At 68.7% G+C, this 23,449-nt stretch carries 24 protein-coding genes; 21 read left to right on the forward strand and 3 right to left on the reverse strand.

What is annotated here, in order from left to right:
• Positions 1–44: 44 nt before the first annotated feature.
• Together ACFWHU_RS19350 and ACFWHU_RS19355 are read left to right on the forward strand one after the other, a co-directional pair.
• Entirely contained in the window at positions 45–947 is a 903-nt protein-coding gene (locus ACFWHU_RS19350; protein ID WP_385795973.1) for a tRNA (adenine-N1)-methyltransferase, read from the forward strand.
• A 206-nt stretch (positions 948–1,153) separates the two neighbouring features.
• Positions 1,154–1,741 (forward strand): hypothetical protein, encoded by a 588-nt coding sequence (locus ACFWHU_RS19355; protein ID WP_385795975.1) that lies wholly within the window; start codon positions 1,154–1,156, stop codon positions 1,739–1,741.
• A gap of 63 nt (positions 1,742–1,804) precedes the next feature.
• Here the strand turns inward: ACFWHU_RS19355 and ACFWHU_RS19360 are convergent, their stop codons facing one another.
• Positions 1,805–2,125 carry a ferredoxin gene (locus ACFWHU_RS19360; protein WP_385795977.1) on the reverse strand — a complete coding sequence of 107 codons (321 nt, stop codon included), beginning with the start codon at positions 2,123–2,125 and terminating at the stop codon, positions 1,805–1,807.
• A gap of 253 nt (positions 2,126–2,378) precedes the next feature.
• Here ACFWHU_RS19360 and arc point away from each other — a divergent pair, with 253 nt between their 5' ends.
• The 6 genes from arc (at position 2,379) to prcA (ending at position 8,470) form a co-directional block, all read left to right on the forward strand.
• Positions 2,379–4,145 (forward strand): proteasome ATPase, encoded by a 1,767-nt coding sequence (gene arc / locus ACFWHU_RS19365; protein WP_385795980.1) that lies wholly within the window; start codon positions 2,379–2,381, stop codon positions 4,143–4,145.
• 236 nt (positions 4,146–4,381) lie between these two features.
• Positions 4,382–5,893 carry a depupylase/deamidase Dop gene (gene dop / locus ACFWHU_RS19370; protein ID WP_387225883.1) on the forward strand — a complete coding sequence of 504 codons (1,512 nt, stop codon included), beginning with the start codon at positions 4,382–4,384 and terminating at the stop codon, positions 5,891–5,893.
• 134 nt (positions 5,894–6,027) lie between these two features.
• Positions 6,028–6,246: a ubiquitin-like protein Pup gene (locus tag ACFWHU_RS19375; protein ID WP_078078162.1), complete on the forward strand. Its 219-nt coding sequence runs from the start codon at positions 6,028–6,030 to the stop codon at positions 6,244–6,246.
• 7 nt (positions 6,247–6,253) lie between these two features.
• Positions 6,254–6,847 carry an endonuclease VII domain-containing protein gene (locus ACFWHU_RS19380; protein ID WP_387225885.1) on the forward strand — a complete coding sequence of 198 codons (594 nt, stop codon included), beginning with the start codon at positions 6,254–6,256 and terminating at the stop codon, positions 6,845–6,847.
• Positions 6,799–7,644: a proteasome subunit beta gene (gene prcB / locus ACFWHU_RS19385; RefSeq protein WP_078079884.1), complete on the forward strand. Its 846-nt coding sequence runs from the start codon at positions 6,799–6,801 to the stop codon at positions 7,642–7,644. The genes ACFWHU_RS19380 and prcB overlap by 49 nt, the downstream gene beginning before the upstream one ends.
• Positions 7,645–7,696: 52 nt before the next feature.
• Positions 7,697–8,470 (forward strand): proteasome subunit alpha, encoded by a 774-nt coding sequence (gene prcA / locus ACFWHU_RS19390; protein ID WP_385795991.1) that lies wholly within the window; start codon positions 7,697–7,699, stop codon positions 8,468–8,470.
• Between the two features lie 111 nt (positions 8,471–8,581).
• Here the strand turns inward: prcA and ACFWHU_RS19395 are convergent, their stop codons facing one another.
• The gene (locus ACFWHU_RS19395; RefSeq protein WP_385795994.1) at positions 8,582–9,634 is read right to left on the reverse strand and encodes a LacI family DNA-binding transcriptional regulator; all 1,053 of its coding nucleotides are present in this window, start codon (positions 9,632–9,634) and stop codon (positions 8,582–8,584) included.
• A 160-nt stretch (positions 9,635–9,794) separates the two neighbouring features.
• On the opposite strand from ACFWHU_RS19395, the gene ACFWHU_RS19400 reads away from it, so the two are divergent.
• The 13 genes from ACFWHU_RS19400 (at position 9,795) to ACFWHU_RS19460 (ending at position 22,401) form a co-directional block, all read left to right on the forward strand.
• Positions 9,795–11,066 (forward strand): MFS transporter, encoded by a 1,272-nt coding sequence (locus ACFWHU_RS19400; protein WP_385795997.1) that lies wholly within the window; start codon positions 9,795–9,797, stop codon positions 11,064–11,066.
• A gap of 9 nt (positions 11,067–11,075) precedes the next feature.
• Complete coding sequence (gene pafA / locus ACFWHU_RS19405) at positions 11,076–12,437, forward strand: Pup--protein ligase (RefSeq protein WP_078078166.1); 1,362 nt, start codon at positions 11,076–11,078, stop codon at positions 12,435–12,437.
• A gap of 124 nt (positions 12,438–12,561) precedes the next feature.
• The gene (locus tag ACFWHU_RS19410) at positions 12,562–13,497 is read left to right on the forward strand and encodes an FKBP-type peptidyl-prolyl cis-trans isomerase (RefSeq protein ID WP_385796000.1); all 936 of its coding nucleotides are present in this window, start codon (positions 12,562–12,564) and stop codon (positions 13,495–13,497) included.
• A gap of 43 nt (positions 13,498–13,540) precedes the next feature.
• Positions 13,541–13,915, forward strand: a complete 375-nt coding sequence (locus ACFWHU_RS19415; RefSeq protein ID WP_078078168.1) for an FKBP-type peptidyl-prolyl cis-trans isomerase — start codon at positions 13,541–13,543, stop codon at positions 13,913–13,915.
• A 134-nt stretch (positions 13,916–14,049) separates the two neighbouring features.
• Positions 14,050–15,006, forward strand: coding sequence for a helix-turn-helix transcriptional regulator (locus ACFWHU_RS19420; protein ID WP_387225889.1), 957 nt, complete (start codon positions 14,050–14,052; stop codon positions 15,004–15,006).
• 17 nt (positions 15,007–15,023) lie between these two features.
• A complete protein-coding gene (locus ACFWHU_RS19425) occupies positions 15,024–15,995 on the forward strand; it encodes a helix-turn-helix transcriptional regulator (RefSeq protein WP_387225891.1) in 972 nt (323 codons plus the stop codon).
• A 23-nt stretch (positions 15,996–16,018) separates the two neighbouring features.
• Positions 16,019–16,270 carry a hypothetical protein gene (locus tag ACFWHU_RS19430; protein WP_385796011.1) on the forward strand — a complete coding sequence of 84 codons (252 nt, stop codon included), beginning with the start codon at positions 16,019–16,021 and terminating at the stop codon, positions 16,268–16,270.
• Positions 16,271–16,397: 127 nt separating this feature from the next.
• Complete coding sequence (locus tag ACFWHU_RS19435) at positions 16,398–16,595, forward strand: hypothetical protein (RefSeq protein ID WP_387225893.1); 198 nt, start codon at positions 16,398–16,400, stop codon at positions 16,593–16,595.
• 207 nt (positions 16,596–16,802) lie between these two features.
• Entirely contained in the window at positions 16,803–17,096 is a 294-nt protein-coding gene (tatA, locus tag ACFWHU_RS19440; RefSeq protein ID WP_078078173.1) for a Sec-independent protein translocase subunit TatA, read from the forward strand.
• A 112-nt stretch (positions 17,097–17,208) separates the two neighbouring features.
• Entirely contained in the window at positions 17,209–18,102 is an 894-nt protein-coding gene (tatC, locus tag ACFWHU_RS19445) for a twin-arginine translocase subunit TatC (protein WP_385796017.1), read from the forward strand.
• 43 nt (positions 18,103–18,145) lie between these two features.
• Positions 18,146–19,042 carry a diacylglycerol kinase gene (locus ACFWHU_RS19450; protein WP_387225896.1) on the forward strand — a complete coding sequence of 299 codons (897 nt, stop codon included), beginning with the start codon at positions 18,146–18,148 and terminating at the stop codon, positions 19,040–19,042.
• 69 nt (positions 19,043–19,111) lie between these two features.
• Positions 19,112–21,940 (forward strand): DEAD/DEAH box helicase, encoded by a 2,829-nt coding sequence (locus ACFWHU_RS19455; protein WP_385796208.1) that lies wholly within the window; start codon positions 19,112–19,114, stop codon positions 21,938–21,940.
• A 176-nt stretch (positions 21,941–22,116) separates the two neighbouring features.
• The gene (locus ACFWHU_RS19460) at positions 22,117–22,401 is read left to right on the forward strand and encodes a DUF6355 family natural product biosynthesis protein (protein WP_385796022.1); all 285 of its coding nucleotides are present in this window, start codon (positions 22,117–22,119) and stop codon (positions 22,399–22,401) included.
• Positions 22,402–22,408: 7 nt separating this feature from the next.
• Here ACFWHU_RS19460 and ACFWHU_RS19465 read toward each other — a convergent pair whose 3' ends face one another.
• A complete protein-coding gene (locus ACFWHU_RS19465) occupies positions 22,409–23,443 on the reverse strand; it encodes an ADP-ribosylglycohydrolase family protein (RefSeq protein ID WP_387225898.1) in 1,035 nt (344 codons plus the stop codon).
• Positions 23,444–23,449: the final 6 nt, after the last annotated feature.

Consider the following 23,449-nt stretch of genomic DNA (forward strand, 5'->3'; position numbering starts at 1 on the left):
AAGCCAGGTGAGGGAGCCTCAAATGGAGCAGGTAGTCTGACCGCATGTCCGAACCGACCGGTGCCGCCCGTCGTCGCGGCCCCTTCAAGGTCGGGGACCAGGTCCAGCTCACCGACCCCAAGGGACGCCACTACACCTTCACGCTCGAAGCCGGGAAGAACTTCCACACCCACAAGGGTTCCTTCCCCCACGACGAGCTGATCGGTGCTCCCGAGGGCAGTGTTGTCCGCACCACGGGAAACGTCGCCTACCTCGCGCTGCGCCCCCTGCTCCCCGACTACGTCCTGTCCATGCCCCGCGGCGCCGCCGTGGTCTACCCCAAGGACGCGGGCCAGATCCTGGCCTTCGCCGACATCTTCCCCGGCGCCCGCATCGTCGAAGCCGGAGTGGGATCGGGCTCGCTCAGCAGCTTCCTGCTGCGCGCCATCGGCGACCAGGGCATGCTGCACTCCTACGAGCGCCGCCAGGACTTCGCCGACATCGCCCAACAGAACGTGGAACGCTACTTCGGCGGCCCCCACCCCGCCTGGCAGCTCACCGTCGGCGACCTCCAGGACAACCTCTCGGACACCGAGGTCGACCGCGTCATCCTCGACATGCTCGCACCGTGGGAATGCGTCGAGCCCGTGTCGAAGGCGCTCGTACCCGGCGGCATCCTCTGCGCGTACGTCGCCACCACCACCCAGCTCGCCCGCACCGTCGAGACGATCCGCGAACACGGCTCGTTCAACGAACCGGCCGCCTGGGAGTCGATGGTCCGCAACTGGCACGTCGAGGGACTCGCCGTACGCCCCGACCACCGCATGATCGGCCACACCGGCTTCCTGATCACCGCCCGCCGCCTCGCCGATGGCGTGGAGCCGCCCCTGCGCCGCCGCCGCCCCTCCAAGGGCGCCTACGGCGACGACTACGACGGCCCCGGAAGCGGCAGCGGCACCCGAGGCTGAGCCGGCATCACCTCCCCGGCCCGAAGGGCCGAGCCGCCCGACGATCCACAACACGACAGAGCCGCCGCCGAGTTCACGTCCGCCCGACGCGAACTCGGCGGCGGTTTCTTTACGTTGGCCTTAACGACCCCGCTGTTCCACCGCACTGTGACGTGTGGCACGATTCACGCCACCCCCACCGGACCTGCCTTCACAGGAGACACCGCGTGCAGATCTCCGACGTCCCGGACCTCGCGCACACCCGCCCGCGTCCCGTGCACTGGCTCGCCACGGCCACCGCGATGGCCGCAGTGATGGCCGGCGCGGGTCTGCTCCAGCCCGACGCCGCCACAGCGAACCAGACAGGCTCCGGAACCACCGCGCGGACCACCCCGAACGCCGCACCACTGCCCGCGCCCGATACCGCCGCGGTCGACTTCCCGCTCGAATGCGGTGGCGCGAAAGCACTGGTCACGAAGGAAGCCACCGGCGACCTCGACGGCGACGGCCGCCCCGAGACCGTGGCCGCCGCCCGCTGCGACGCCGGATCCGGCACCCCGCCCAGCGGCGTCTACGTACTCACAGCGACGAAGGACGCGAGCGCGCCCCGCGTCGTGGCCACACTGGTGGACCCGGCCGACCGCCAGACCGTCGCCGACCTGGTGATACGCGACGGTCTCGTCCGGGCCCGGCTGCTCGGCTACTCGGGGCCCGACGTACCGGGCTGCTGCCCCGACGAGGAGCAGCGGCTGACCTGGCAATGGCAGAACGGCGGCTTCGTACAGAGCGCCCAGAGCGAATCACGGAGCGTCTGACCGGTCACACCGCGTGACCGGCCCGCCGGTGCCGCTACGGCGCCGCCGACACCCCGGAACCACTCACTCCGCGTCCGGGCCGTACACCTCGACGCTGTCCGAGACGCGCCGTACATGAATGCAGTCACCCGGGCACTCCTTGGCCGAGTCGACGACATCCTTGAGGATCGTCAGAGGCACCCTGGTGGTGGCGCCGGGAGACTGGAGCAACTCGTCGTCCGCGCTCTTCACATAAGCGAGGCCGTCGATGTCCAGCTCGAAGACGTCGGGCGCGTACTGGGCGCAGATCCCGTCGCCGGTGCAGAGGTCCTGGTCGATCCACACTTCGAGCGTCTCGCCGCCCTCGGTGACGGTGTCGGTCGGAGCCTGCTGCTGCACGGTCATATCTCCTGCCGTTTCCTGCGTGGGGCGAGGCGACCTCGGGCAAGTCGCGCCAGCCCTGACGGGTGTTGAACACCTCGACGATACAACCGGCGGCTTTCCGATGTTGATCGGTGGGTATTCCCCTGGCGTGAGGGAGAGCGCAAGGGTGAAGATCGGACACACCCCGACAGTCTTTGTGATCTAGGGGTTTTAATCACCACCTACCCAGGTAGGGTCAGGAAGCGTCCAGCTCCCCTTGGAGGAGGTGAGGACCGTGGCAGCCCACGACGACGACATCAACCGCGGCATCCGGCCCGGGCGGGGGTCAGAAGACCCAGCCGGCCAGGTTGCCTTTCTCGAGCAGGAAATCGCCGTCCTGCGACGTAAGCTCGCCGACTCTCCGCGTCATACGAGGATTCTCGAAGAGCGGATCGTCGAACTGCAGACAAACCTGGCAGGTGTGTCCGCGCAGAATGAGCGGCTCGCCAATACGCTGCGTGAGGCCCGCGACCAGATCGTGGCCCTCAAGGAAGAGGTCGACCGGCTCGCACAGCCGCCGGCCGGCTTCGGTGTCTTTCTGCATGCGAACGAGGACGGTACGGCCGACATCTTCACCGGGGGCCGCAAGCTCCGGGTGAACGTCAGCCCCGGCGTCGAGCTCGAAGAGCTCCGGCGCGGCCAGGAAGTCATGCTCAACGAGGCTCTCAACGTGGTCGAGGCCATGGAATTCGAGCGGGCCGGGGACATCGTCACCCTCAAGGAGATCCTTGAGGACGGCGAGCGCGCCCTGGTCGTGGGGCACACCGACGAGGAACGGGTGGTGCGGCTCGCTGAGCCGCTGCTGGACATCACCATCCGCGCCGGCGACGCCCTCCTGCTCGAACCGCGCTCCGGCTACGTCTACGAAGTGGTCCCCAAGAGCGAGGTCGAGGAACTCGTCCTCGAAGAGGTACCGGACGTCGACTACAGCAAGATCGGCGGTCTCGGCGGCCAGATCGAGATGATCCGAGACGCGGTCGAGCTTCCGTACCTCTACCCGGACCTCTTCAAAGAGCACGAACTGCGCCCGCCGAAGGGCATCCTGCTCTACGGCCCGCCCGGCTGCGGCAAGACGCTCATCGCCAAGGCCGTGGCCAACTCCCTTGCCAAGAAGGTCGCGGAGGTGAGCGGCCGGCCCGCCGGGAAGAGCTACTTCCTCAACATCAAGGGCCCCGAGCTCCTCAACAAGTACGTCGGCGAGACCGAGCGGCACATCCGCCTGGTCTTCCAGCGCGCCCGTGAGAAGGCCAGTGAGGGCACCCCCGTCATCGTCTTCTTCGACGAGATGGAATCCCTCTTCCGCACCCGGGGCTCCGGCGTCAGCTCGGACGTGGAGAACACCATCGTCCCGCAGCTCCTCGCCGAGATCGACGGTGTGGAGGGCCTGGAGAACGTCATCGTCATCGGCGCCTCCAACCGCGAGGACATGATCGACCCCGCGATCCTGCGGCCCGGCCGTCTCGACGTGAAGATCAAGATCGAGCGTCCGGACGCGGAGGCGGCGAAGGACATCTTCGCGAAGTACCTGCGGTCCTCGCTGCCCCTGCACGAGGACGACCTGTCCGAGCACAAGGGCTCCCCCGAGTCCACGGTGCAGGGCATGATCCAGTCGGTCGTCGAGCGGATGTACACCGAGTCCGAGGAGAACCGCTTCCTCGAGGTCACGTACGCCAACGGCGACAAGGAAGTCCTCTACTTCAAGGACTTCAACTCCGGCGCGATGATCCAGAACATCGTCGACCGGGCCAAGAAGATGGCCATCAAGGACTTCCTCGACGAGAACCAGCGAGGACTCCGCGTCGCCCACCTCCTCCAGGCCTGCGTGGACGAGTTCAAGGAGAACGAGGACCTGCCCAACACCACCAACCCGGACGACTGGGCCCGCATCTCCGGCAAGAAGGGCGAGCGGATCGTCTTCATCCGCACCCTCGTCACCGGAAAACAAGGCGCGGACACCGGACGCTCCATCGACACGGTGGCGAACACCGGACAGTACCTGTAAGACACAGACCGGCTGCGGATGTCCGGACGGGCATCCGCAGCCGGTTGTTTTCCCCATACCTTTCACGACACCAGGGCAATGACGGAAACGATCTCCCCACCAGTGCAAAGCCGTTTTAGGCTCTTCGGTACCGCCACGTCGCGCAGTGCGGGGACGGGCACCGCACACGCACCGGAGAGACAGCGGTACTTGAGCGGCGCTCCCGAAGGGGAGCACCGCCGGGCAAGGAGGGCCGCATGACCGTACGGCGAGTAATGGGCATCGAGACGGAGTACGGCATCTCCGTCCCCGGCCAACCGAACGCCAATGCCATGCTCACCTCGTCCCAGATCGTCAACGCCTACGCGGCGGCGATGCACAGGGCGCGCCGCGCCCGCTGGGATTTCGAGGAGGAGAATCCGCTGCGGGACGCACGAGGCTTCGACCTCGCCCGCGAGGCCGCCGAGTCCAGCCAGCTCACCGACGAGGACATCGGGCTGGCCAATGTGATCCTCACCAACGGCGCACGGCTCTACGTCGACCACGCGCACCCGGAGTACAGCTCCCCGGAGATCACCAACCCGCGCGACGCTGTGCTGTGGGACAAGGCCGGCGAACGGATCATGGCCGAGGCCGCCGAGCGCGCCGGACAGCTCCCCGGCGCCCAGCCGATCCTTCTTTACAAGAACAACACCGACAACAAGGGCGCCTCGTACGGCACGCACGAGAACTACCTGATGAAGCGGGAGACCCCGTTCTCGGACATCGTGCGGCACCTGACGCCGTTCTTCGTCTCGCGGCAGGTCGTCACCGGCGCCGGGCGGGTCGGCATCGGCCAGGACGGCCACGAGCACGGTTTCCAGATCAGCCAGCGAGCCGACTACTTCGAGGTCGAGGTCGGTCTGGAGACGACACTCAAACGGCCCATCATCAACACCAGGGACGAGCCGCACTCGGACGCCGAGAAGTACCGCAGGCTCCATGTGATCATCGGCGACGCGAATCTCTCGGAGATCTCCACCTATCTCAAGCTCGGGACGACGTCCCTGATCCTGTCCATGATCGAGGACGGGTTCATCAACGTCGACCTGGCCGTGGACCAGCCCGTGCGCACGCTCCACCAGGTCTCGCACGACCCGTCCCTGGCCCAGCTGATCACTCTCCGCAGCGGCCGGACACTCACCGCTGTGCAGCTCCAGATGGAGTATTTCGAACTGGCGCGCAAATATGTCGAGGAGCGCTACGGCGCCGACGCGGACGAGCAGACCAGGGACGTACTGGGCCGCTGGGAGGACACCCTCAACCGCCTGGAGAACGACCCGATGAGTCTGTCGGGCGAACTGGACTGGGTGACCAAGAAGGAGATCCTGGAGGGCTACCGCCGCCGCGACGGCCTGGAGTGGGACGCGGCGCGGCTCCACCTGGTGGATCTCCAGTACTCGGACGTACGCCCCGAGAAGGGCCTGTACAACCGTCTGGTGGCCCGCGGCAAGATGAGCAGGCTCCTGGAGGAACCGGACGTCGAACGGGCCGAGACGAAGCCTCCTGAGGACACGCGCGCGTACTTCCGTGGCCGCTGTCTGGAGCAGTACGCGGACGACGTGGCCGCGGCCTCCTGGGACTCGGTCATCTTCGACCTGCCGGGCCGGGACTCCCTCCAGCGGGTACCGACCCTGGAACCGCTCCGGGGCACCCGTAACCACGTGAAAGAGCTCCTGGACAGGTGCCGCACGGCCGAGGACCTGGTCCGGGTGCTCTCGGGCGGCTGAAATGGTCCCGGTCCGGGAATCATGGGAGTGGCCCCCGGACGTTGCAAGAACTGCGGGGCCGATGTCGGACCCTGCTTGTAGGGTCGGATCTTGAAGGTCACATCGAGCGGGGCGAACCGAGCGGGGTGAGGGTTATGGCGACCAAGGACACCGACGGCGGGCAGCAGAAGGCAACGCGTTCCACCGAGGAGGTCGAGGAGCAGACCGAGGACGCGCAGCAGTCCGAGGACCTCAAGGAACGCCAGGAGAAACTGTCGGACGACGTGGACTCCGTACTGGACGAGATCGACGACGTACTCGAGGAGAATGCCGAGGACTTCGTGAGGTCATTTGTTCAGAAAGGTGGCGAGTAGTCCTCGAATGTCCGAATCGAGCGATGGTAGGAAGTGCTCTCGCTGCCGGCGGACGCTGAAGCGCGGGGCATTTGCGAGTAATCGCTCGATGAGCGACGGGCTCCAGGCTTACTGCAAGGAGTGCGCCGCGGACTACTACCGGCAGCGCCAAGGAGCGAAGGGGCGCGCGGTACGGGTGAAAGTCCTCGTGCCGCGCGGCCATAAGCGTTGTCCGCAGTGTGGCGAAGTCAAACCCCACTCCGAGTGGGAACAGAACGGGACGACGCCGGACGGATATGCGAGCTACCGCAGGCCATGTCGTGCCACCCGGAATCAGAAGTCCTACTTCAAGCGGAAGTACGGCATCACCATGGCCCAGCGCGACGAGATGATCTCGTCGCAGATGGGCATCTGCGTCATCTGCCTATCTGCTCCCGCCGCGCATGTGGATCACTGCCATGAGACGGGTAGGGTCCGGGGCGTACTGTGCTTCAACTGCAATTCGGCCATTGGCAAGTTGGGGGACGATCCCGACACCCTGCGCCGTGCAACCGCATACCTGGAGGGAAACGCGTGGAAGCCAACACTCGTAGCACCGGGCGTCTACCGGCTGCCTTCCTGACGCCCGGCTCCGCCTCGTTCATGGACTTTCTGTCCGTCCACTCGCCGGAGATCCTGCCGGGCAATCGGGTGCTGCCGCCCGTCCAGGGTGCGATCGAGGCGCCGCACGGGACGACGATCGTCGCCGTGACGTTCGCGGGCGGGGTCATCCTCGCCGGTGACCGCCGGGCCACCATGGGCAACATGATCGCGCAGCGCGACATCGAGAAGGTCTTCCCGGCCGACGAGTACTCGGCCGTGGGCATCGCGGGTACGGCGGGTCTCGCCGTGGAGATGGTCAAGCTCTTCCAGCTGGAGCTGGAGCACTTCGAGAAGGTCGAAGGCGCGCAGCTCTCCTTCGAGGGCAAGGCCAACCGGCTCTCCACCATGATCCGCAGCAATCTCGCGATGGCCATGCAGGGCCTGGCCGTCGTCCCGCTCTTCGCCGGCTGGGACGTCGACCGTGAGAAGGGACGAATCTTCTCGTACGACGTCACGGGCGGCCGTTCCGAGGAGCACGGGTACGCGTCCACCGGATCGGGCTCGATCTTCGCGCGTGGTGCGATGAAGAAGCTGTTCCGGGACGATCTGACGGAGGAGCAGGCCATCACGCTCGTCATTCAGGCGCTCTACGACGCGGCTGACGACGATTCGGCCACCGGCGGTCCGGATGTCGCCCGCAAGATCTATCCCATCGTCAACATCATGAGTGACGAGGGTTTCCGCAGGGTGACCGACGAGGAGTCCTCGCGGATCGCCCGCTCGATCATCGAGCGCCGGCTGGAGCAGCCCGACGGCCCGCGCGCCGAACTGCTCTGATCCCGGCCTCCGCTGAATAGACATGTCACTGACAGGAAGGGACGGATAGCCGGTGTCGACGCCGTTCTATGTCTCACCCCAGCAGGCCATGGCCGACCGGGCGGAGTACGCCCGCAAGGGCATCGCCCGCGGCCGCAGCCTGGTTGTGCTGCAGTACGCCGACGGCATCGTCTTCGTCGGTGAGAACCCGTCCCGCGCGCTGCACAAGTTCAGCGAGATCTACGACCGGATCGGCTTCGCCGCCGCCGGTAAGTACAACGAGTACGAGAATCTTCGTATCGGCGGTGTCCGTTACGCGGATCTGCGTGGATATACCTACGACCGTGACGATGTGACGGCGCGTGGGCTGGCGAACGTCTACGCGCAGACGCTGGGCACGATCTTCTCCAGTGCGGGCGAGAAGCCGTACGAGGTGGAGCTGGTCGTCGCCGAGGTGGGTCCGACGGCCGACGGTGACCAGATCTACCGGCTGCCGCACGACGGGTCGATCGTGGACGAGCACGGTTCGGTGGCCGTCGGTGGCAATTCGGAGCAGATCAGTACGTTCCTCGACCAGCAGCACCGCGACGGGATGTCGTTGGCCGAGGCGTTGAAGCTGGCTGTGCAGGCTCTGTCGCGGGACACCAACGGGAGCGAGCGGGAGATTCCCGCGGAGCGGCTGGAGGTGGCGGTCCTGGACCGGACCCGGCCGCAGGAGCGCAAGTTCAAGCGTGTTGTGGGCCGTCAGCTGGCCCGCCTCCTCGAGGCGGACGGCGCGGCGTCCACGCCGACTGACGCTCCGTCGGACACCGAGGAGTCGGAGGAGTCCGGCGACGCCGAGAGTTGAGCGGCGCGGTTCTTCCGGTGCCCCGAATCGCCCGTGCGGTTCGGGGCACCGGTTCGTTCGGGGCGGGGCGGGGCGGGGCGGGGCGGGGCGGAACAGACCTGCGGCGTGGCCTCAGGCGGGCGGGGGCGCGGTGGAGCCGCGGATCACCAGGGACACGGGCAGGACGGTGTTCTCGGGTTGGCGTCCGTCGAGGATGGCCAGCAGGGCGGACATCCCGTGCCGGCCGACGAGCTCGGCCGGCAGTCGTACGGTGGTCAGTTCCGGCTCCACCGCCGTGGCGAGCGCGAGGTCGTCGAAGCCGGTGACGGAGACGTCGTCCGGGACCCGCAGGCCGAGTTTCCGTACGGCCTTGACGGCGCCCGCCGCGAGGACGTCGCTGTCGCAGATCAGTGCCGTGGGCCGGGGTCCGGGTCCGCTGAGTGCTCGTTCGGCGGCCTCCCGCGCGGCGTGCACCTCCAGGGGTGAGGGCACGGTCCGTACGACCGCGTCGGGCACGCCTCGTACCGCCTCGGCCAGCGCGTCGGCCCTGACGGTGAACGTCCAGGAGGTGACGGCGGAGGCGAGGTGGGTGATCCGGCGGTGGCCGAGTCCGAGCAGATGGTCCGTCACCTGCCGTATGCCGTCGGCGATGTCGAGGTTGACGTGCGCGGCGGCGCCGGATCCGGTGGGGTCGCTGTCGAGCATCACCAGCGGCAGGTCGGTGCCGCGGATGGCTGCGAGCGCGTCGGTCGCGATGGACGAGGCGATGACGCCGTCCAGTGCGGCGCGTGCCGAAGCGAAGGGGTCCTTGGCGGGTCCGACGCCCTCGGGTGAGGGGTAGAGGACCACGCCGAAGCTGTGTTCGGCGGCGACCGTCGCGGCGCCGGTGTAGACGCGGGCGAAGAACTCGTGGGTGAGCGCGGGCACCACCAGCAGCGCGGTCCTGGTCCGGCCGAGCCGGAGGTTGCGGGCGGCGAGGTTGGGCCGGTAGCCGAGTTCGCGCGCGGTGTCCCGGACGAGTCCGGCGGTGCGTTCGGAGACCCGGCCGGGCCATTTGTCGCCGAGGACGAGGGAGACGGTGGCCTGCGAGACCCCGGCGGCCCGTGCGACGTCCCTGCTGGTCGGTCTCGCGGGGCGCGCGGCCGTGCCGGGACCGGGCCGGTCCGTGCCGGGCGGCTCTGCCATGGGTGTCGTCCTCCGTGGTGACTGCCGCGGGCGGGGGCGCCCGGACCGTGCGCCCCGTCAAGTCTGTGGACCCGCGGACTGCGGACATGGTACGTATGACACCGGAAGTTATACGTAAAACTTGGCTGTACCGGGTGAACCGGGGGAGAGAAGGGGAGTCATGGCCGCAGGCTATGTGGACATTCTCAGGGCGCCGCACGCCGCACGACTGCTCGCCGGCACGCTCGTCGGGCGGCTGCCCAGCGCCACCGGCCATATCGCCATCGTCCTGTTTGTCCGTGAGGCGGGCGGCAGCTACACCCTCGCGGGCGCCCTGGCGGCCGCCTACGGGCTGTCCACCGCGATCGGCCAGCCGCTCCTCGGCCGCGCCGTCGACATGGTGGGCCAGCCGCGCGTCCAGCTCCCCGCCGCGTTCGTCTCCGCCCTCGGCATGGTGTTCCTCGCCCTGACCGGAATCGAGCCGCTGGTCCTGGCGTACGCGGCGGTGGTCGTCGCCGGCTTCTTCACCCCGCCCCTCGAAGGCGGTCTGCGGGCCCTGTGGCCCAGCGTTCTCGGCCGGGAGGACCGGGTGCACAGGGCGTACGCCATGGACGCCGTGGCGCAGGAGGTGATGTTCACGGCGGGCCCGCTGTTCGTCACCCTTCTCGTCGCCCTCTGGTCCCCGGCCGCCGCCCTGCTGGTCATCAACGGCATCGGCGTCCTCGGCGCCCTCACGGTCGTGCTCTCCAAGCCCTCGCGCGCCTGGCGTTCCGCGCCCCGTGAGGCGCACTGGCTCGGCGCCCTGCGCTCGCCGGGGCTCCTGGCGCTCCTCGCGGCCTTCCTCTTCATCGGTCTGGCGCTCGGGTCCATCACCGTCGCGGGCGTGGCGTACGCAGACGACCAGGGCCGTGAGTCCGTGTACGGCTGGCTGATGGCCGCCCTCGGCCTCGGCGCGCTGCTCGGCGGTCTGGTGTACGGGGCCAGGCAGTGGACCGGCACCCCCGAGCGCAGGCTGCTGTGGATCACCGCGCTGCTCGCCGCCGGTTATCTGCCCCTGATGCTCACTCCGGGCGTGGTGGCCATGACGGCGCTCGCCGCTCTCTCCGGTGTGTTCCTGGCGCCCGCGCTGGCCTGCGCGTTCATCGTCGTCGACCGGCACGCCCCGCGCGGCACGGTCACGGAGGCGTTCTCCTGGCTCGTGACCACCTTCGGTGTCGGTGCCGCGTTCGGTACGGGAGTGGCCGGTCCGGCCGTCGAGATCGACGGGACATCGGCGGGCTTCGCCGTCGCGGGGGCGGGCGGTGTGGCCGCGCTGCTGGTTCTGCTGGCCACCCGGAGAGTCCTCGCGGCTCCCGCGGACGGTGCGGGGATCGACCTGGCCGGGGAAGCCGGATACGAAAATGATCGCAACGGTGCGGCCCAACACGGTTTCAGCTCAGGCCATCAGGCGTAATGTTCAGACATGGACCGCCGCATTTTCGGGCTGGAGAACGAGTACGGCGTCACGTGCACCTTCAGGGGACAGCGCCGGCTGTCACCTGACGAAGTGGCGCGCTACCTCTTCCGCCGTGTTGTGTCATGGGGCCGCAGCAGCAACGTCTTCCTGCGGAACGGCGCCCGCCTGTACCTCGACGTGGGATCGCATCCGGAATACGCGACACCCGAATGCGACAACGTGACCGAACTGGTCACGCACGACAAGGCGGGCGAGCGCATTCTGGAAGGCCTGCTCGTCGACGCCGAACGCCGCCTGCACGAGGAGGGAATCGCGGGCGACGTCTATCTGTTCAAGAACAACACCGATTCGGCTGGAAACTCCTACGGCTGCCACGAGAATTACCTCGTCGCCCGCCACGGGGAATTCTCCCGGCTCGCGGACATCCTCATCCCGTTCCTCGTCACCCGGCAGCTGCTCTGCGGCGCGGGCAAGGTGCTGCAGACTCCGCGTGGCGCGGTCTACTGCGTAAGTCAGCGCGCCGAGCACATCTGGGAGGGCGTCAGCTCCGCCACCACCCGTTCCCGTCCCATCATCAACACCCGCGACGAACCGCACGCCGACGCGGAGCGCTACCGCCGGCTGCATGTCATCGTCGGCGACTCGAACATGTCCGAGACGACGATGCTCCTCAAGGTCGGTGCCACGGATCTCGTGCTGCGCATGATCGAGGCGGGCACCGTCATGCGTGACCTCACTCTGGAGAACCCGATCCGGGCGATCCGCGAGGTCAGCCACGACATCACCGGTCAGCGCAAGGTGCGCCTGGCCAGCGGGCGTGAGGCGTCCGCGATCGAGGTCCAGCGGGAGTACTACGAGAAGGCCGTGGACTTCGTCGACCGCCGGGGCATCCGCACCGGCACCGTCGAGCAGGTGCTGGAGCTCTGGGGCCGTACGCTCGACGCGATCGAGGCCGAGGACCTGGACCGGATCGGTACCGAGATCGACTGGGTCATGAAGTACAAGCTCATCGAGCGCTACCGGGCCAAGCACAACATGACCATGTCCCATCCGCGGGTCGCGCAGATAGACCTCGCCTACCACGACATCCACCGCCGCCGGGGGCTCTACTACCTGCTGGAGAAGCGCGGCCAGGCGGCCCGGATCTGCAACGACATGAAGATCTTCGAGGGCAAGTCGGTGCCCCCGCAGACCACCCGGGCGCGGCTGCGCGGAGACTTCATCCGGCGGGCCCAGGAGCAGCGGCGGGACTTCACCGTCGACTGGGTCCATCTCAAGCTCAACGATCAGGCGCAGCGCACCGTGCTGTGCAAGGACCCGTTCCGCTCGGTGGACGACCGGGTGGAGAAACTGATCGCCGGTATGTGACCGCCGGCGGTTGACACCTGAAGTCCGGAACACGACTCGGGCCCCGTACGTTTCTCGTGCGGGGCCCTTGCCACGCCCTAGAGTGTCGAGGAACTTAACCTTCCGTCTGAGATCTGAGGAATTCGTGCGCCGACTTGCCGGCCTCATCGTCATCCCCCTACTGCTGCTGTCCACGGCGGCATGCGGTGACGACGGAGGCTCCGACTCAACCTCGTCCAAGAACGGGCTTCCCGAGATCACAGCGGGTGCCAAGTTCGGTGAGAAGCCGACCCTGGGGAAGGGGGAGGGGAAGCCGCCGAAGGAGCTTCAGACCGATGTCATCAGTGAGGGTGACGGCGCGAAGCTGAAGAAGGGTGACGCGATCCAGGTCAACTACCTGGGGCAGTCGTGGGACTCGGCCAAGCCGTTCGACAACAGCTTCGACCGTAAGGCCCCCTTCGATCTGACGCTGGGCGCCGGCATGGTCATCCAGGGCTGGGACAAGGGTCTGGAAGGGCAGAAGGTCGGCAGCCGTGTCGCGCTCGGCATCCCGCCGGAGCTGGGTTACGGAGCGCAGGGCCAGGGCGACATCAAGCCCAACGCCACGCTGGTCTTCGTCGTCGACATTCTGAAGGCGACGCAGGTTCCGACCACCGCCAAGGGCAGTGAGGTCGCGCAGGACAACATCGATCTGCCGAAGGTCGGGGTCAACGCGGACGGCAAGGCGCCGAAGGTCACGGTCCCGAAGACGGATCCCCCGAAGAAGCTCGTCTCCAACTATGTGCTGGAGAGCAAGGGCGAGGTCGTCAAGGAGACGGACTCGGTCGTGCTGAACTACGAGGCGCTGCTGTGGAAGGACGCCAAGACGTTCGACAGCACGTACAAGAACGGCAAGACGGTGACGTTCCCGCTGCCGCAGCTCACCCTCAAGGGGCTGAAGGACGGCGTCGTCGGCAAGAAGGTCGGCAGCCGTGTGCTGGTCGTCATCCCGCCGGCCGACGCGTTCGGTGACAAGGAGCAGCAGGGCATCCCCAAGAACTCCACTCTGGTGTTCGCCGTGGACATCCTGGCGAAGGTGTAAGACTGTCCCGGTTGCCCCGTTCATCATTTAGAGGAGCAGTTCAGTGAGCATCGAGAAGCCCGAGATCGACTTCCCGGGTGGCGAGCCGCCGGTCGACCTGGAGATCAAGGACATCTGGGAGGGGGAGGGTGCCGTGGCCAAGTCGGGCGACACCGTCTCCGTCCACTACGTGGGTGTGGCCTTCTCCACCGGTGAGGAGTTCGACGCCTCCTGGAACCGCGGTACGCCGCTCCAGTTCCAGCTCGGTCAGGGACAGGTCATCTCCGGCTGGGACAAGGGTGTCGAGGGCATGAAGGTCGGTGGCCGTCGTCAGCTGACGATTCCCTCGCACCTCGCCTACGGCGAGCGTGGCGCGGGTGGCGGGGCGATCGCTCCCGGCGAGACGCTGATCTTCGTCTGCGATCTGGTCGCTGTCTGACCTGAGTCCGATCACTTACGGACACACCGAGGGCCCATGCTGTCCGGCGTGGGCCCTCGGCTTTTACCGCGGGACCCCCGGGCGGTACGGTCGACGCGCGGATGCGGCACTATCAGATGAGGTGTAGGGCGTCGATGGCCATTGCCAAGGCCGAGCGGTTGATGAATCTCGCGCTGTGCCTGCTCGGTACGCGGCGCCCGCTCAGCAAGCGCGAGTTGCGCGAGTCCATCGAGGCATATCTGGAAGCCGGTTCCGACGACAGCTTCAACCGGATGTTCGAGCGGGACAAGGACGATCTGCGCGAACTCGGTCTGGTCATCGAGACGGTGGAGAATCTGGACGGCGAGACCGGTTATCTGGCCCGCCGGGACAGCAACCGTCTCCCGGCCATCACGCTGGACGCCGAGGAGGCCGCGGCGCTCGGACTCGCCGCGAAGGTCTGGCAGCAGGCGCGTCTCGCGGGCGCCGCCAGCGGTGCGCTGCAGAAGCTGCGGGCCGCGGGGATGCCCGAGGCGGAGGATTCGTACGAGGCGCACCACAGCGCCCTGGAGCCGCGCATCCCCGTTCACGAGGCGGCGTTCGAGCCGTTGATGCTCGCCTGCCGTGACCGTCGGCCGGTCGTTTTCGACTACCGCAAGGCCAATGCCGCGAAGCCCGAGCAGCGGCAGGTGGAGCCGTGGACCCTGGAGTGCTGGCGCGGGCACTGGTATCTGGCGGGCTGGGACCGGGAGCGCCGGGCGGAGCGGGTCTTCAGGCTCTCGCGGATCAGCGGCCGGGTCCGTTCCAGGACCGGTGGCTTCACCGCTCCGGTACCCGATGTGGTCACGGTGCGTGAGACGGTCGAGAGCTGGGCGGGGGAGACGGCGACGCGTTCGGCGCTGATCCGGCTGCGCTCGGAGTGCGGTTACCCGCTGCGTGCCCGGGCGGTGTCGTCACGGGAACTGGGCGACGGCTGGGACGAGTTGGAGATCCCGTACGGTCATGGCCTGGACGCCTGGCTGGTGGAGTTCGGCCCCGACGTGGTCGTGCTGGAGCCCGCGGATCTGCGGGCCGACGTCGTGGACCGGCTGCGCGCCGTGGCCAAGGCCTGAGGGGAACTCGTACACACATGGCAGCCAACGCCATCGACCAGACCCGCCGGATGCTCTCGCTGGTGACCTATCTGCGGGAGCGTCCCGGCGCGCATGTGAGTGATGTCGCCCGTGCCTTCGGAATCACCGAGGACGAGCTGATCTCCGACCTCGACGTCCTGCCCATGTGCGGGACGAGTTTCCGTGGTGGGGATCTGCTGGACATCGACACCGACGGTGACCGTATCTGGTGGCACAACCCGGACGACGTGGCCGAGCCGCTGCGGCTGGCCGCGGACGAGGCGACCGCGCTGCTGGTGGCGGCCCGTGCCGTCGCGACGCTGCCGGGGTTGCGGGAGAGCGACCGGCAGGCGCTGTTGCGTGCGACCGCGAAGCTGGAGGCCGCCGCCGGGGAGGTGGCGGGTGCCAGTTCCCGGCTCTCGGTGACGTTCGAGTCCGAGGGCGGCGTCTTCGCCGATGTGGACCGGGCGATCTCGGAGCGGCGCAGGCTGTGGCTGCGTTACTACTCGCCGGCGCGGGACGAGCTGACGGAGCGCGAGGTCGACCCGATCAGGCTGTTCGCCGTGGGCCACACGTATATGGAGGCGTGGTGCCGGCTCTCCGAGGCGCGGCGTACGTTCCGGCTGGACCGGGTCGCCGAGATCAAGCTGCTGGACGCTCCGGCGGCGCCGCCGGAGCTGGAGCTGCGTGATCTGTCGGAGGGGCTGGTGCAGCCGTCGGCCGACGATCCCGAGGTGGTGGTCGAGGTCGGCCCCGGCGGGCGCTGGGTCGCCGAGTACTACCCGCACGACAGTGCGGAGGAGCTTCCCGACGGGGGGCTGCGGATCACGTTGCGCACCCCGGCGCCGGCCTCGCTGCGGCGGCTCGCGCTGCGGCTGGGCCGGGACGGCCGTATCGTGTCGCCGCCGGAGCTGGCGGACAGTGCGCGTCGGGCGGCGGGTGAGGCGCTGGCGGCGTACGACAGCGGCGACGCGAACCAACGAAACTAGGGGAATTGGGGGATTTGTCCGTGATGACTGGCTTCTCCGCTTCGGCATCCATGGTGCCGGTCCTCTTCCAGGCCGCCTGCCCCGAGTGCCGGGCCCGGTTCGAACTCTCGGCCGGCGCGCTGCGGCTCGCGATCGGCGCCAGTCGCCGTACGACCTTCTACTCGTTCACCTGCCCCGAGTGCGAGACGGCGGTACGCAAGCCCGCGGGCGAGCGCATCGTGGAGTTGCTCACCGGGGGCGGCGTACGGACGCTGCGCCTGCATTCGACGATCTAGGGGGTGTGTCTTGCCGATCTTGCCGGGCTCGCGGTCCCTGGCACCGCGCCTCGCCGCGTAGTCGTCCCCCCCAGCAAGCTGATCCAGCCTGATCCACCGGACAGGCCCAGCGGAAAAGGCTCCTCGCATGTTCTGGCCCATGCTCGCCATCGCTCTCGGGTTCTGCGGGATCGCCGTGCTCGGCGTCCTCGCGATCCGGGTCTTCGTCGAGGCCCAGCGCCTCGGTCACCAGGTCGCCTCCACGACGCGGCGGATCAACCGGGCCGCGGAGGAACTCGAAGTCGCCGCCACCCATCTCGCTCGTACCGGAGACGCCATCCGATAAATGAATGCACCCTCCCTCCATCGTCAGTTCGGGCGGTAGGCTGACGAAGCGGTCCCGGACTGGAGGCGGGGGCCGTCGTAGGGAGTACGCACAGGCATTGCCCTGCGTTTACCCCTGCGGGTTACGATCGCTGCCAGCACGATGCTCGGACAGGTGTCCGGCCGTCGTCGCAGACCCCCTGTCGCCTCGGTGAAGAAGGTAATCGCTATGGGTAGGCTCGGCCCCACCGAGATCATCCTTATTCTCGTCGTCATCATTCTGCTCTTCGGCGCCAAGAAGCTCCCCGACATGGCCCGTTCGCTCGGCAAGTCGGCGCGCATCCTCAAGAGCGAGGCGAAGGCGATGAAGTCCGACGAGAACAAGAGCGGCACGGCTCCGACGGACCCGCCGACCGCCTCCGCCGACCCGGACCAGCCCGCGCCCCGGACCATCCAGGCCGCGCCCGGCGATGTCACCAGCTCGCGCCCCGTCGCTGAGCCCACCGACTCGACCAAGCGCTGATCCGACCCCTGGGCCGATGCACGCACCGGGCACGGTGACGGCCTGCCGCACGAGATGAGGACGTGGGTTGCCCAAGTCTGCCCGCACAGAAGAGAAGGATCCCGAGGGGCGCATGCCGCTCGTGGAGCATCTTCGTGAGCTGCGCAACCGGCTGTCGAAAGGGCTGCTCGCGATCGTCGTGGTGACGATCGTGGCCGTGTTCTACAGCGAGCAGATCATGTCGTTCCTCTCCGAGTCGGTTCCCAAATGTGAGAACGGGCTCCAGGAGAGCGACGGCGGCAACTGCGCGGTTGTCTCCTTCAACACCCTCACCTCGCCGTTCACCACGACGATCCGGGTCAGCCTCACCGCCGGCATCATCGTGGCGAGCCCGATCTGGCTCTATCAGCTGTGGGCGTTCATCGCCCCGGGCCTGCACAAGAACGAGAAGAAGTACACCTACGCGTTCGTCGCGAGCGCGGTGCCGCTCTTCACGGCCGGTGCCTACCTGGCCTACATCATCCTGCCGATCAGCGTGAAGGTGCTCATCAGCCTGACGCCGGAAGGCTCGTCCAACATCCTCTCGCTCGACGAGGTCCTCGACTTCACCACCCGTATGGTGCTGGTCTTCGGTCTCGCCTTCGAACTGCCGCTGGTCCTGGTCATGCTCAACATGACCGGCATCGTCACCGGCCGCAGGATGGTCGGATGGTGGCGCGGCGTCGTCATGGGCGTCTTCGTCTTCGGCGCGGTGATCACCCCCACGACCGACCCCGTGGGCATGCTCGCGCTGGCGGGCCCCATCGTCATCCTCTACTTCGGCGCGGTCGGCTTCTCACTCCTCAACGACCGCCGCAGGCGACGCAAGAACCCGGACGCGGAGCTGGACGACGACGAGGCGTCGGATCTGGACCACACCCCGGAGAACGTCGGCAGTGTCGAACCGGTCGCCGCGGTGCCCGCCCTTCCCGAGCAGGCGGACAGCAGCCGCACGAGCCGTGTGAACGGCTACGACGACATCACCTGATCCGGATCGGACCGAGCCCGACCGTGAGCTGTGGAACCCGACCGTGACCAGTGAGATCAGCCTCTTCGTCAATCCCACCGCCGGGCGCGGCAGGGGCGCCCGCGCCGCGCAGCCCGCCGCCCGCGCGCTCAGGGACGCGGGCTACTCCGTCCGTACGGTGCTGGGATCCGACGCCGAGGACGCGCTGCGGCGGGCACGTGAGGCCGTCGCGGCGGGCACCGGCGCGCTGATCGCCGTCGGCGGGGACGGTCTGGTCTCCCTCGCCCTCCAGGCCGTGGCCGGTACGGACACCCCGCTCGGCGTCGTCGCCGTCGGTACGGGGAACGACTTCGGCCGGGCGCTGGGCCTGCCGGTCCGGGACCCCGCGGCCGCCGGGCGGATCGCGGCCGACGCGCTCAAGAGCAACGGGATCCGGGACGTGGACCTCGGCCGGGTCGCCGGGCGTTGGTTCGGCACCGTCCTCGCCTCGGGATTCGACTCACGCGTCAACGACCGCGGCAACCGCATGCGTTGGCCGAGCGGCCGCGCCAAGTACGACCTGGCGATGGTCGCCGAACTCGCCGCCTTCAAACCCGCCCCGTACCGCATGACCCTGGACGACGGCACCGAGCGGGAGATCGAGGCGACCCTGGTCGCCGTGGGCAACGGCCCCTCCTACGGAGGCGGCATGCGGATCTGCGCCGACGCAACCATGGACGACGGCCTCTTCGACGTGACCGTCGTCGGGGACTGCAGCCGCGCCACGCTGCTGAAGGTCTTTCCACGTGTGTACCGGGGCACGCATCTGAGCCACCCCAAGGTCACCGTCCACCGCACCTCGAAGATCACCCTGGCCGCCCCAGGTCTCACCGGCTACGCCGACGGGGAGCCGCTCGGACCGCTCCCGCTGACCGCCGAGTGTGTCGCCGGGGCCGTACGGGTACTCACCGCCGGCCCCTGACGGGCGCCCGCCAGCTCACCCATAAAGATCGCCTGACTGTCAGAGGGGACGGGTAGGCTCGTGAGCAAGATGACAGAGGACCTCACACCGGCCGAGCGTTACGCCGCAGCTCGGATCCGCGCAGCCGAGCAGGCCACCGCACTCGCACCGTTCCGCGAGATGTACGAATTCGGCCTCGATCCGTTCCAGATCGAGGCATGTCAGGCGCTGGAATCGGGCAAGGGCGTCCTGGTCGCGGCGCCCACCGGCTCCGGCAAGACGATCGTCGGTGAGTTCGCCGTGCACCTGGCGCTCGCCGAGGGCCGTAAATGCTTCTACACCACACCCATCAAGGCACTGTCGAACCAGAAGTACGCGGACCTGGCGAAACGCTACGGCGCCGACAAGGTCGGCCTGCTCACCGGCGACAACAGCGTCAATTCGGACGCCCCGGTGGTCGTGATGACCACCGAGGTCCTGCGGAACATGCTCTACGCGGGCTCGCAGTCGCTGACCGGGCTCGGCTATGTCGTGATGGACGAGGTGCACTACCTCTCCGACCGCTTCCGCGGCGCCGTCTGGGAAGAGGTGATCATCCACCTCCCCGAGTCCGTGACCCTGGTGTCCCTGTCGGCGACCGTCTCCAACGCCGAGGAGTTCGGTGACTGGCTGGACACCGTCCGTGGCAGCACCGAGGTGATCGTCTCCGAGCACCGCCCCGTGCCGCTGTGGCAGCACGTCTTCGCGGGCCGCCGGATGTACGACCTCTTCGAGGAGAGCACCGACCACGGAGGCCGCGGCGGGGCGCGCCGCGAGGTCAACCCCGACCTCGTCCGCCTGGCCCGGATGGAGAACCAGAAGACGTACAACCCGCGGGACCGCCGCCGCGGCAAGATGGTCCGCGAGGCCGACCGGGAGCGCGAGCGCAGACAGCGCGGCCGGATCTGGACCCCGGGCAGGCCCGAGGTCATCGAGCGGCTCGACGCCGAGGACCTGCTGCCCGCCATCACCTTCATCTTCAGCCGGGCCGGCTGCGAGGCCGCCGTCCAGCAGTGCATGTACGCGGGGCTGCGGCTCAACGACGACAACAGGCGCGCCAGGGTCCGCGAGATCGTGGAGCAGCGCACCGCGTCGATCCCCACCGAGGACCTGCACGTCCTCGGTTACTACGAGTGGCTCGAGGGCCTGGAGCGCGGCATCGCCGCCCACCACGCGGGCATGCTGCCCACGTTCAAGGAGGTCGTCGAGGAGCTGTTCGTACGGGGTCTGGTCAAGGCCGTGTTCGCCACGGAGACCCTGGCGCTCGGCATCAACATGCCCGCCAGGTCGGTCGTCCTGGAGAAGCTCGTCAAATGGAACGGCGAGCAGCACGCGGACATCACGCCCGGCGAGTACACGCAGCTGACCGGGCGGGCCGGGCGGCGCGGCATCGACGTCGAGGGCCACGCGGTGGTCCTGTGGCAGCGCGGCATGGACCCGGGCGCGCTCGCCGGCCTCGCGGGCACGCGCACGTATCCGCTGCGCTCCAGCTTCCGGCCGTCGTACAACATGGCGGTCAATCTGGTGCAGCAGTTCGGCAGGCACCGCTCACGCGAACTGCTGGAGACCTCGTTCGCGCAGTTCCAGGCGGACAAGTCGGTCGTCGGGATCTCCCGGCAGGTCCAGAAGAACGAAGAGGGGATGGAGGGCTACCGGGCGGGCATGACCTGCCACTTGGGGGACTTCGAGGAGTACGCGCGGCTGCGCCGCGACCTCAAGGACCGCGAGACGGAGCTGGCCAAGCAGGGGGCGGTGCAGCGGCGGGCCGCCGCCGCGTCCTCCCTGGAGAAGCTCAAGACCGGCGATGTCATCCACGTCCCGACCGGCAAGTTCGCCGGTCTCGCCCTGGTGCTCGACCCCGGACTGCCGGCCGGGCGCGCAGGCGGACACCGGGGCGTGGAGTACCACGACGGCCCCAGGCCCCTGGTCCTGACCGCCGAGCGGCAGGTCAAGCGGCTCGCGTCGATGGACTTCCCCGTGCCGGTCGAGGCGCTGGACCGGATGCGGATCCCCAAGAGCTTCAACCAGCGGTCGCCGCAGTCGCGCCGCGACCTGGCGTCCGCGCTGCGCTCGAAGGCCGGTCATGTCGTCCCGGAGCGGCACCGCAAGGGGCGCGCGCCGGCGGCCGACGACCGCGAGATCGCCAGGCTGCGCACCGCTCTGCGCGCGCACCCCTGCCACGGCTGCGACGAGCGTGAGGACCACGCACGCTGGGCCGAGCGCTACCACCGGTTGCAGCGGGACACCCGTCAGCTGGAGCGGCGGATCGAGGGCCGTACGAACACCATCGCCCGCACCTTCGACCGGATCGTCGCCCTCCTCACGGAGATGGACTATCTGCGCGGCGACGAGGTCACGGGCAACGGCAAGCGGCTCGCGCGGCTCTACGGCGAGTTGGACCTGCTCGCCAGCGAGTGCCTGCGCGAAGGCGTATGGGAAGGGCTCTCCCCGGCGGAACTGGCCGCGTGCGTCTCGGCGTTGGTCTTCGAGGCGCGCCAGTCGGACGACGCGGTGGCGCCGCGGCTGCCCAGCGGCGCGGCGAAGGCCGCGCTCGGCGAGATGGTTCGTATCTGGGGCCGGCTCGACGCGCTGGAGGAGGACTTCAAGATCAATCAGGCGGAGGGGGTCGGGCAGCGTGAGCCCGATCTCGGTTTCGCCTGGGCCGTCCACATGTGGGCGTCGGGCAAGGGCCTCGACGAGGTGCTGCGCGACGCGGAGATGCCGGCCGGTGACTTCGTCCGCTGGTGCAAGCAGGTGATCGACGTCCTCGGGCAGATCGCCGCGGCGGCGCCCCGCGAGAACAGCACGGTCGCGAAGAACGCGCGCAAGGCGGTCGACGGGGTGCTGCGCGGGGTGGTGGCGTACAGCTCGGTGGGGTGACGGCCGGCGGTCGAGGACCGGCCGGCCGGGGACGGCGGGCCGGGAGTCGCCCAGTTCAGTGACCTGGCGGCCACGTGCGGGTGAATGGCGCGGTTACTCAAGGTAGTTGATGCGAGGCTCTCTGTGTGCACCGATTCCGGTGCCCGGGTTCCACGCACTCAACAAGGAGTAGCCGCATGCGCGTTCGTCAGTCCCTCCCCGCCCTCGTCGGCGCTGTCGCCATGGTCCTGGGCATGTCCACTGCGGCGTCCGCCGCGCCGTCGGCCGCCGCGACCCCTTGCGGCTACTACTCGTCGTCCAGCGACTCGTACTACAACCACTGCACGACTGACGGCTCGCGCATTGTCATCGAGGTGGAGGTGTCGGGCTGGAACTACGAGCAGTGTGTGGGCCCCGGTGTCACCTGGCTCGGCTCGAAGAGCAAGGTCAGTGACGCGTGGTACGTCGGCCGCACCTGCTGACGCCGGGTCACTGATCCGCCGACTCGCGGAAGGGCCCGGACACCGCGGCGTCCGGGCCCTTCGCTGCGCCGGCCGTCGGGTGTCGGACCGTCAACGACTCGGCGAGCCGGGCCAGTTCCGGCGTACGCAGCACCCGGTCCCCGTATCCGGGCAGGGACACATGAAGCGGGTCGAGCCAGCGGCGGGGGACGGCGGCGAAGCCGTACACGGCGCCCGCGAGCGCGCCGGTGACCGCAGCGACCGTGTCCGTGTCGCCGCCCAGATCGATCGCCGCCGCCAGCGAAGCCTCGTACGAGCCGGTCGTCCGCAGCGCCCAGAGCGCCGAGCCGAGGCAGGGCCAGACCGCGCCGTTGAACTCCGTCGCGTCGTCGGGGTGCCAGCCGGGGTCGAGCACGGTGGCCCAGCGCGGACGGTGCTCCTCGCGTACCTCATCGAGGACGTCGGGGACGGCGGCCACCGGGTCACCGCCGTCCAGCGCCACCCGGATCAGCTCGTGCAGTACGGCCGTGCCCTCCCACGCCGCGGCGTCGCCATGGGTGAGTGCCGCGATCCGGCGGGCGGCCGACATGGTGGCCTCGCGCCCCGCCGCCGCGAAGTGCACGGCGGGGGTGGCGGCGCGCATCAACGAGCCGTTGCCGGCGGCCCGTCCGGAGCTCTGGAAGTGGATCGGGGCGGCGAGATCCCAGGGATCGCCGCTCGTCAGGACCTGTTCGGTCTGGAGCCCGATGTCCTTGGGACCGGCCGCCGCCCAGCGGCGGAACCGGTCGAAGATGTCGGGCAGGTCGAGGCCCCCGCGCTCCAGCAGGGATTCGCCGATCAGCACCGCCATCTGCGTGTCGTCGGTGGCCTCGCCCGGCTCCCAGCCGCCGCCTCCGCACATCTCGCCCACGCCGTCCGGGAAGCGGGCGACGAAGGCACCGGCCGGGCCGAACTCGAAAGGTGCCCCGAGCGCGTCGCCGACCGCTGAGCCGACGACCGCTCCGAGCACCCGATCGCGTCGAGCTGCGCCGTCCGAAGGGAGCGGCTGATCCACGGAGGTCATCCGGCC

Origin of the sequence: Streptomyces sp. NPDC060366, assembly GCF_042725135.1 — a bacterium.
Taxonomy (GTDB): domain Bacteria; phylum Actinomycetota; class Actinomycetes; order Streptomycetales; family Streptomycetaceae; genus Streptomyces.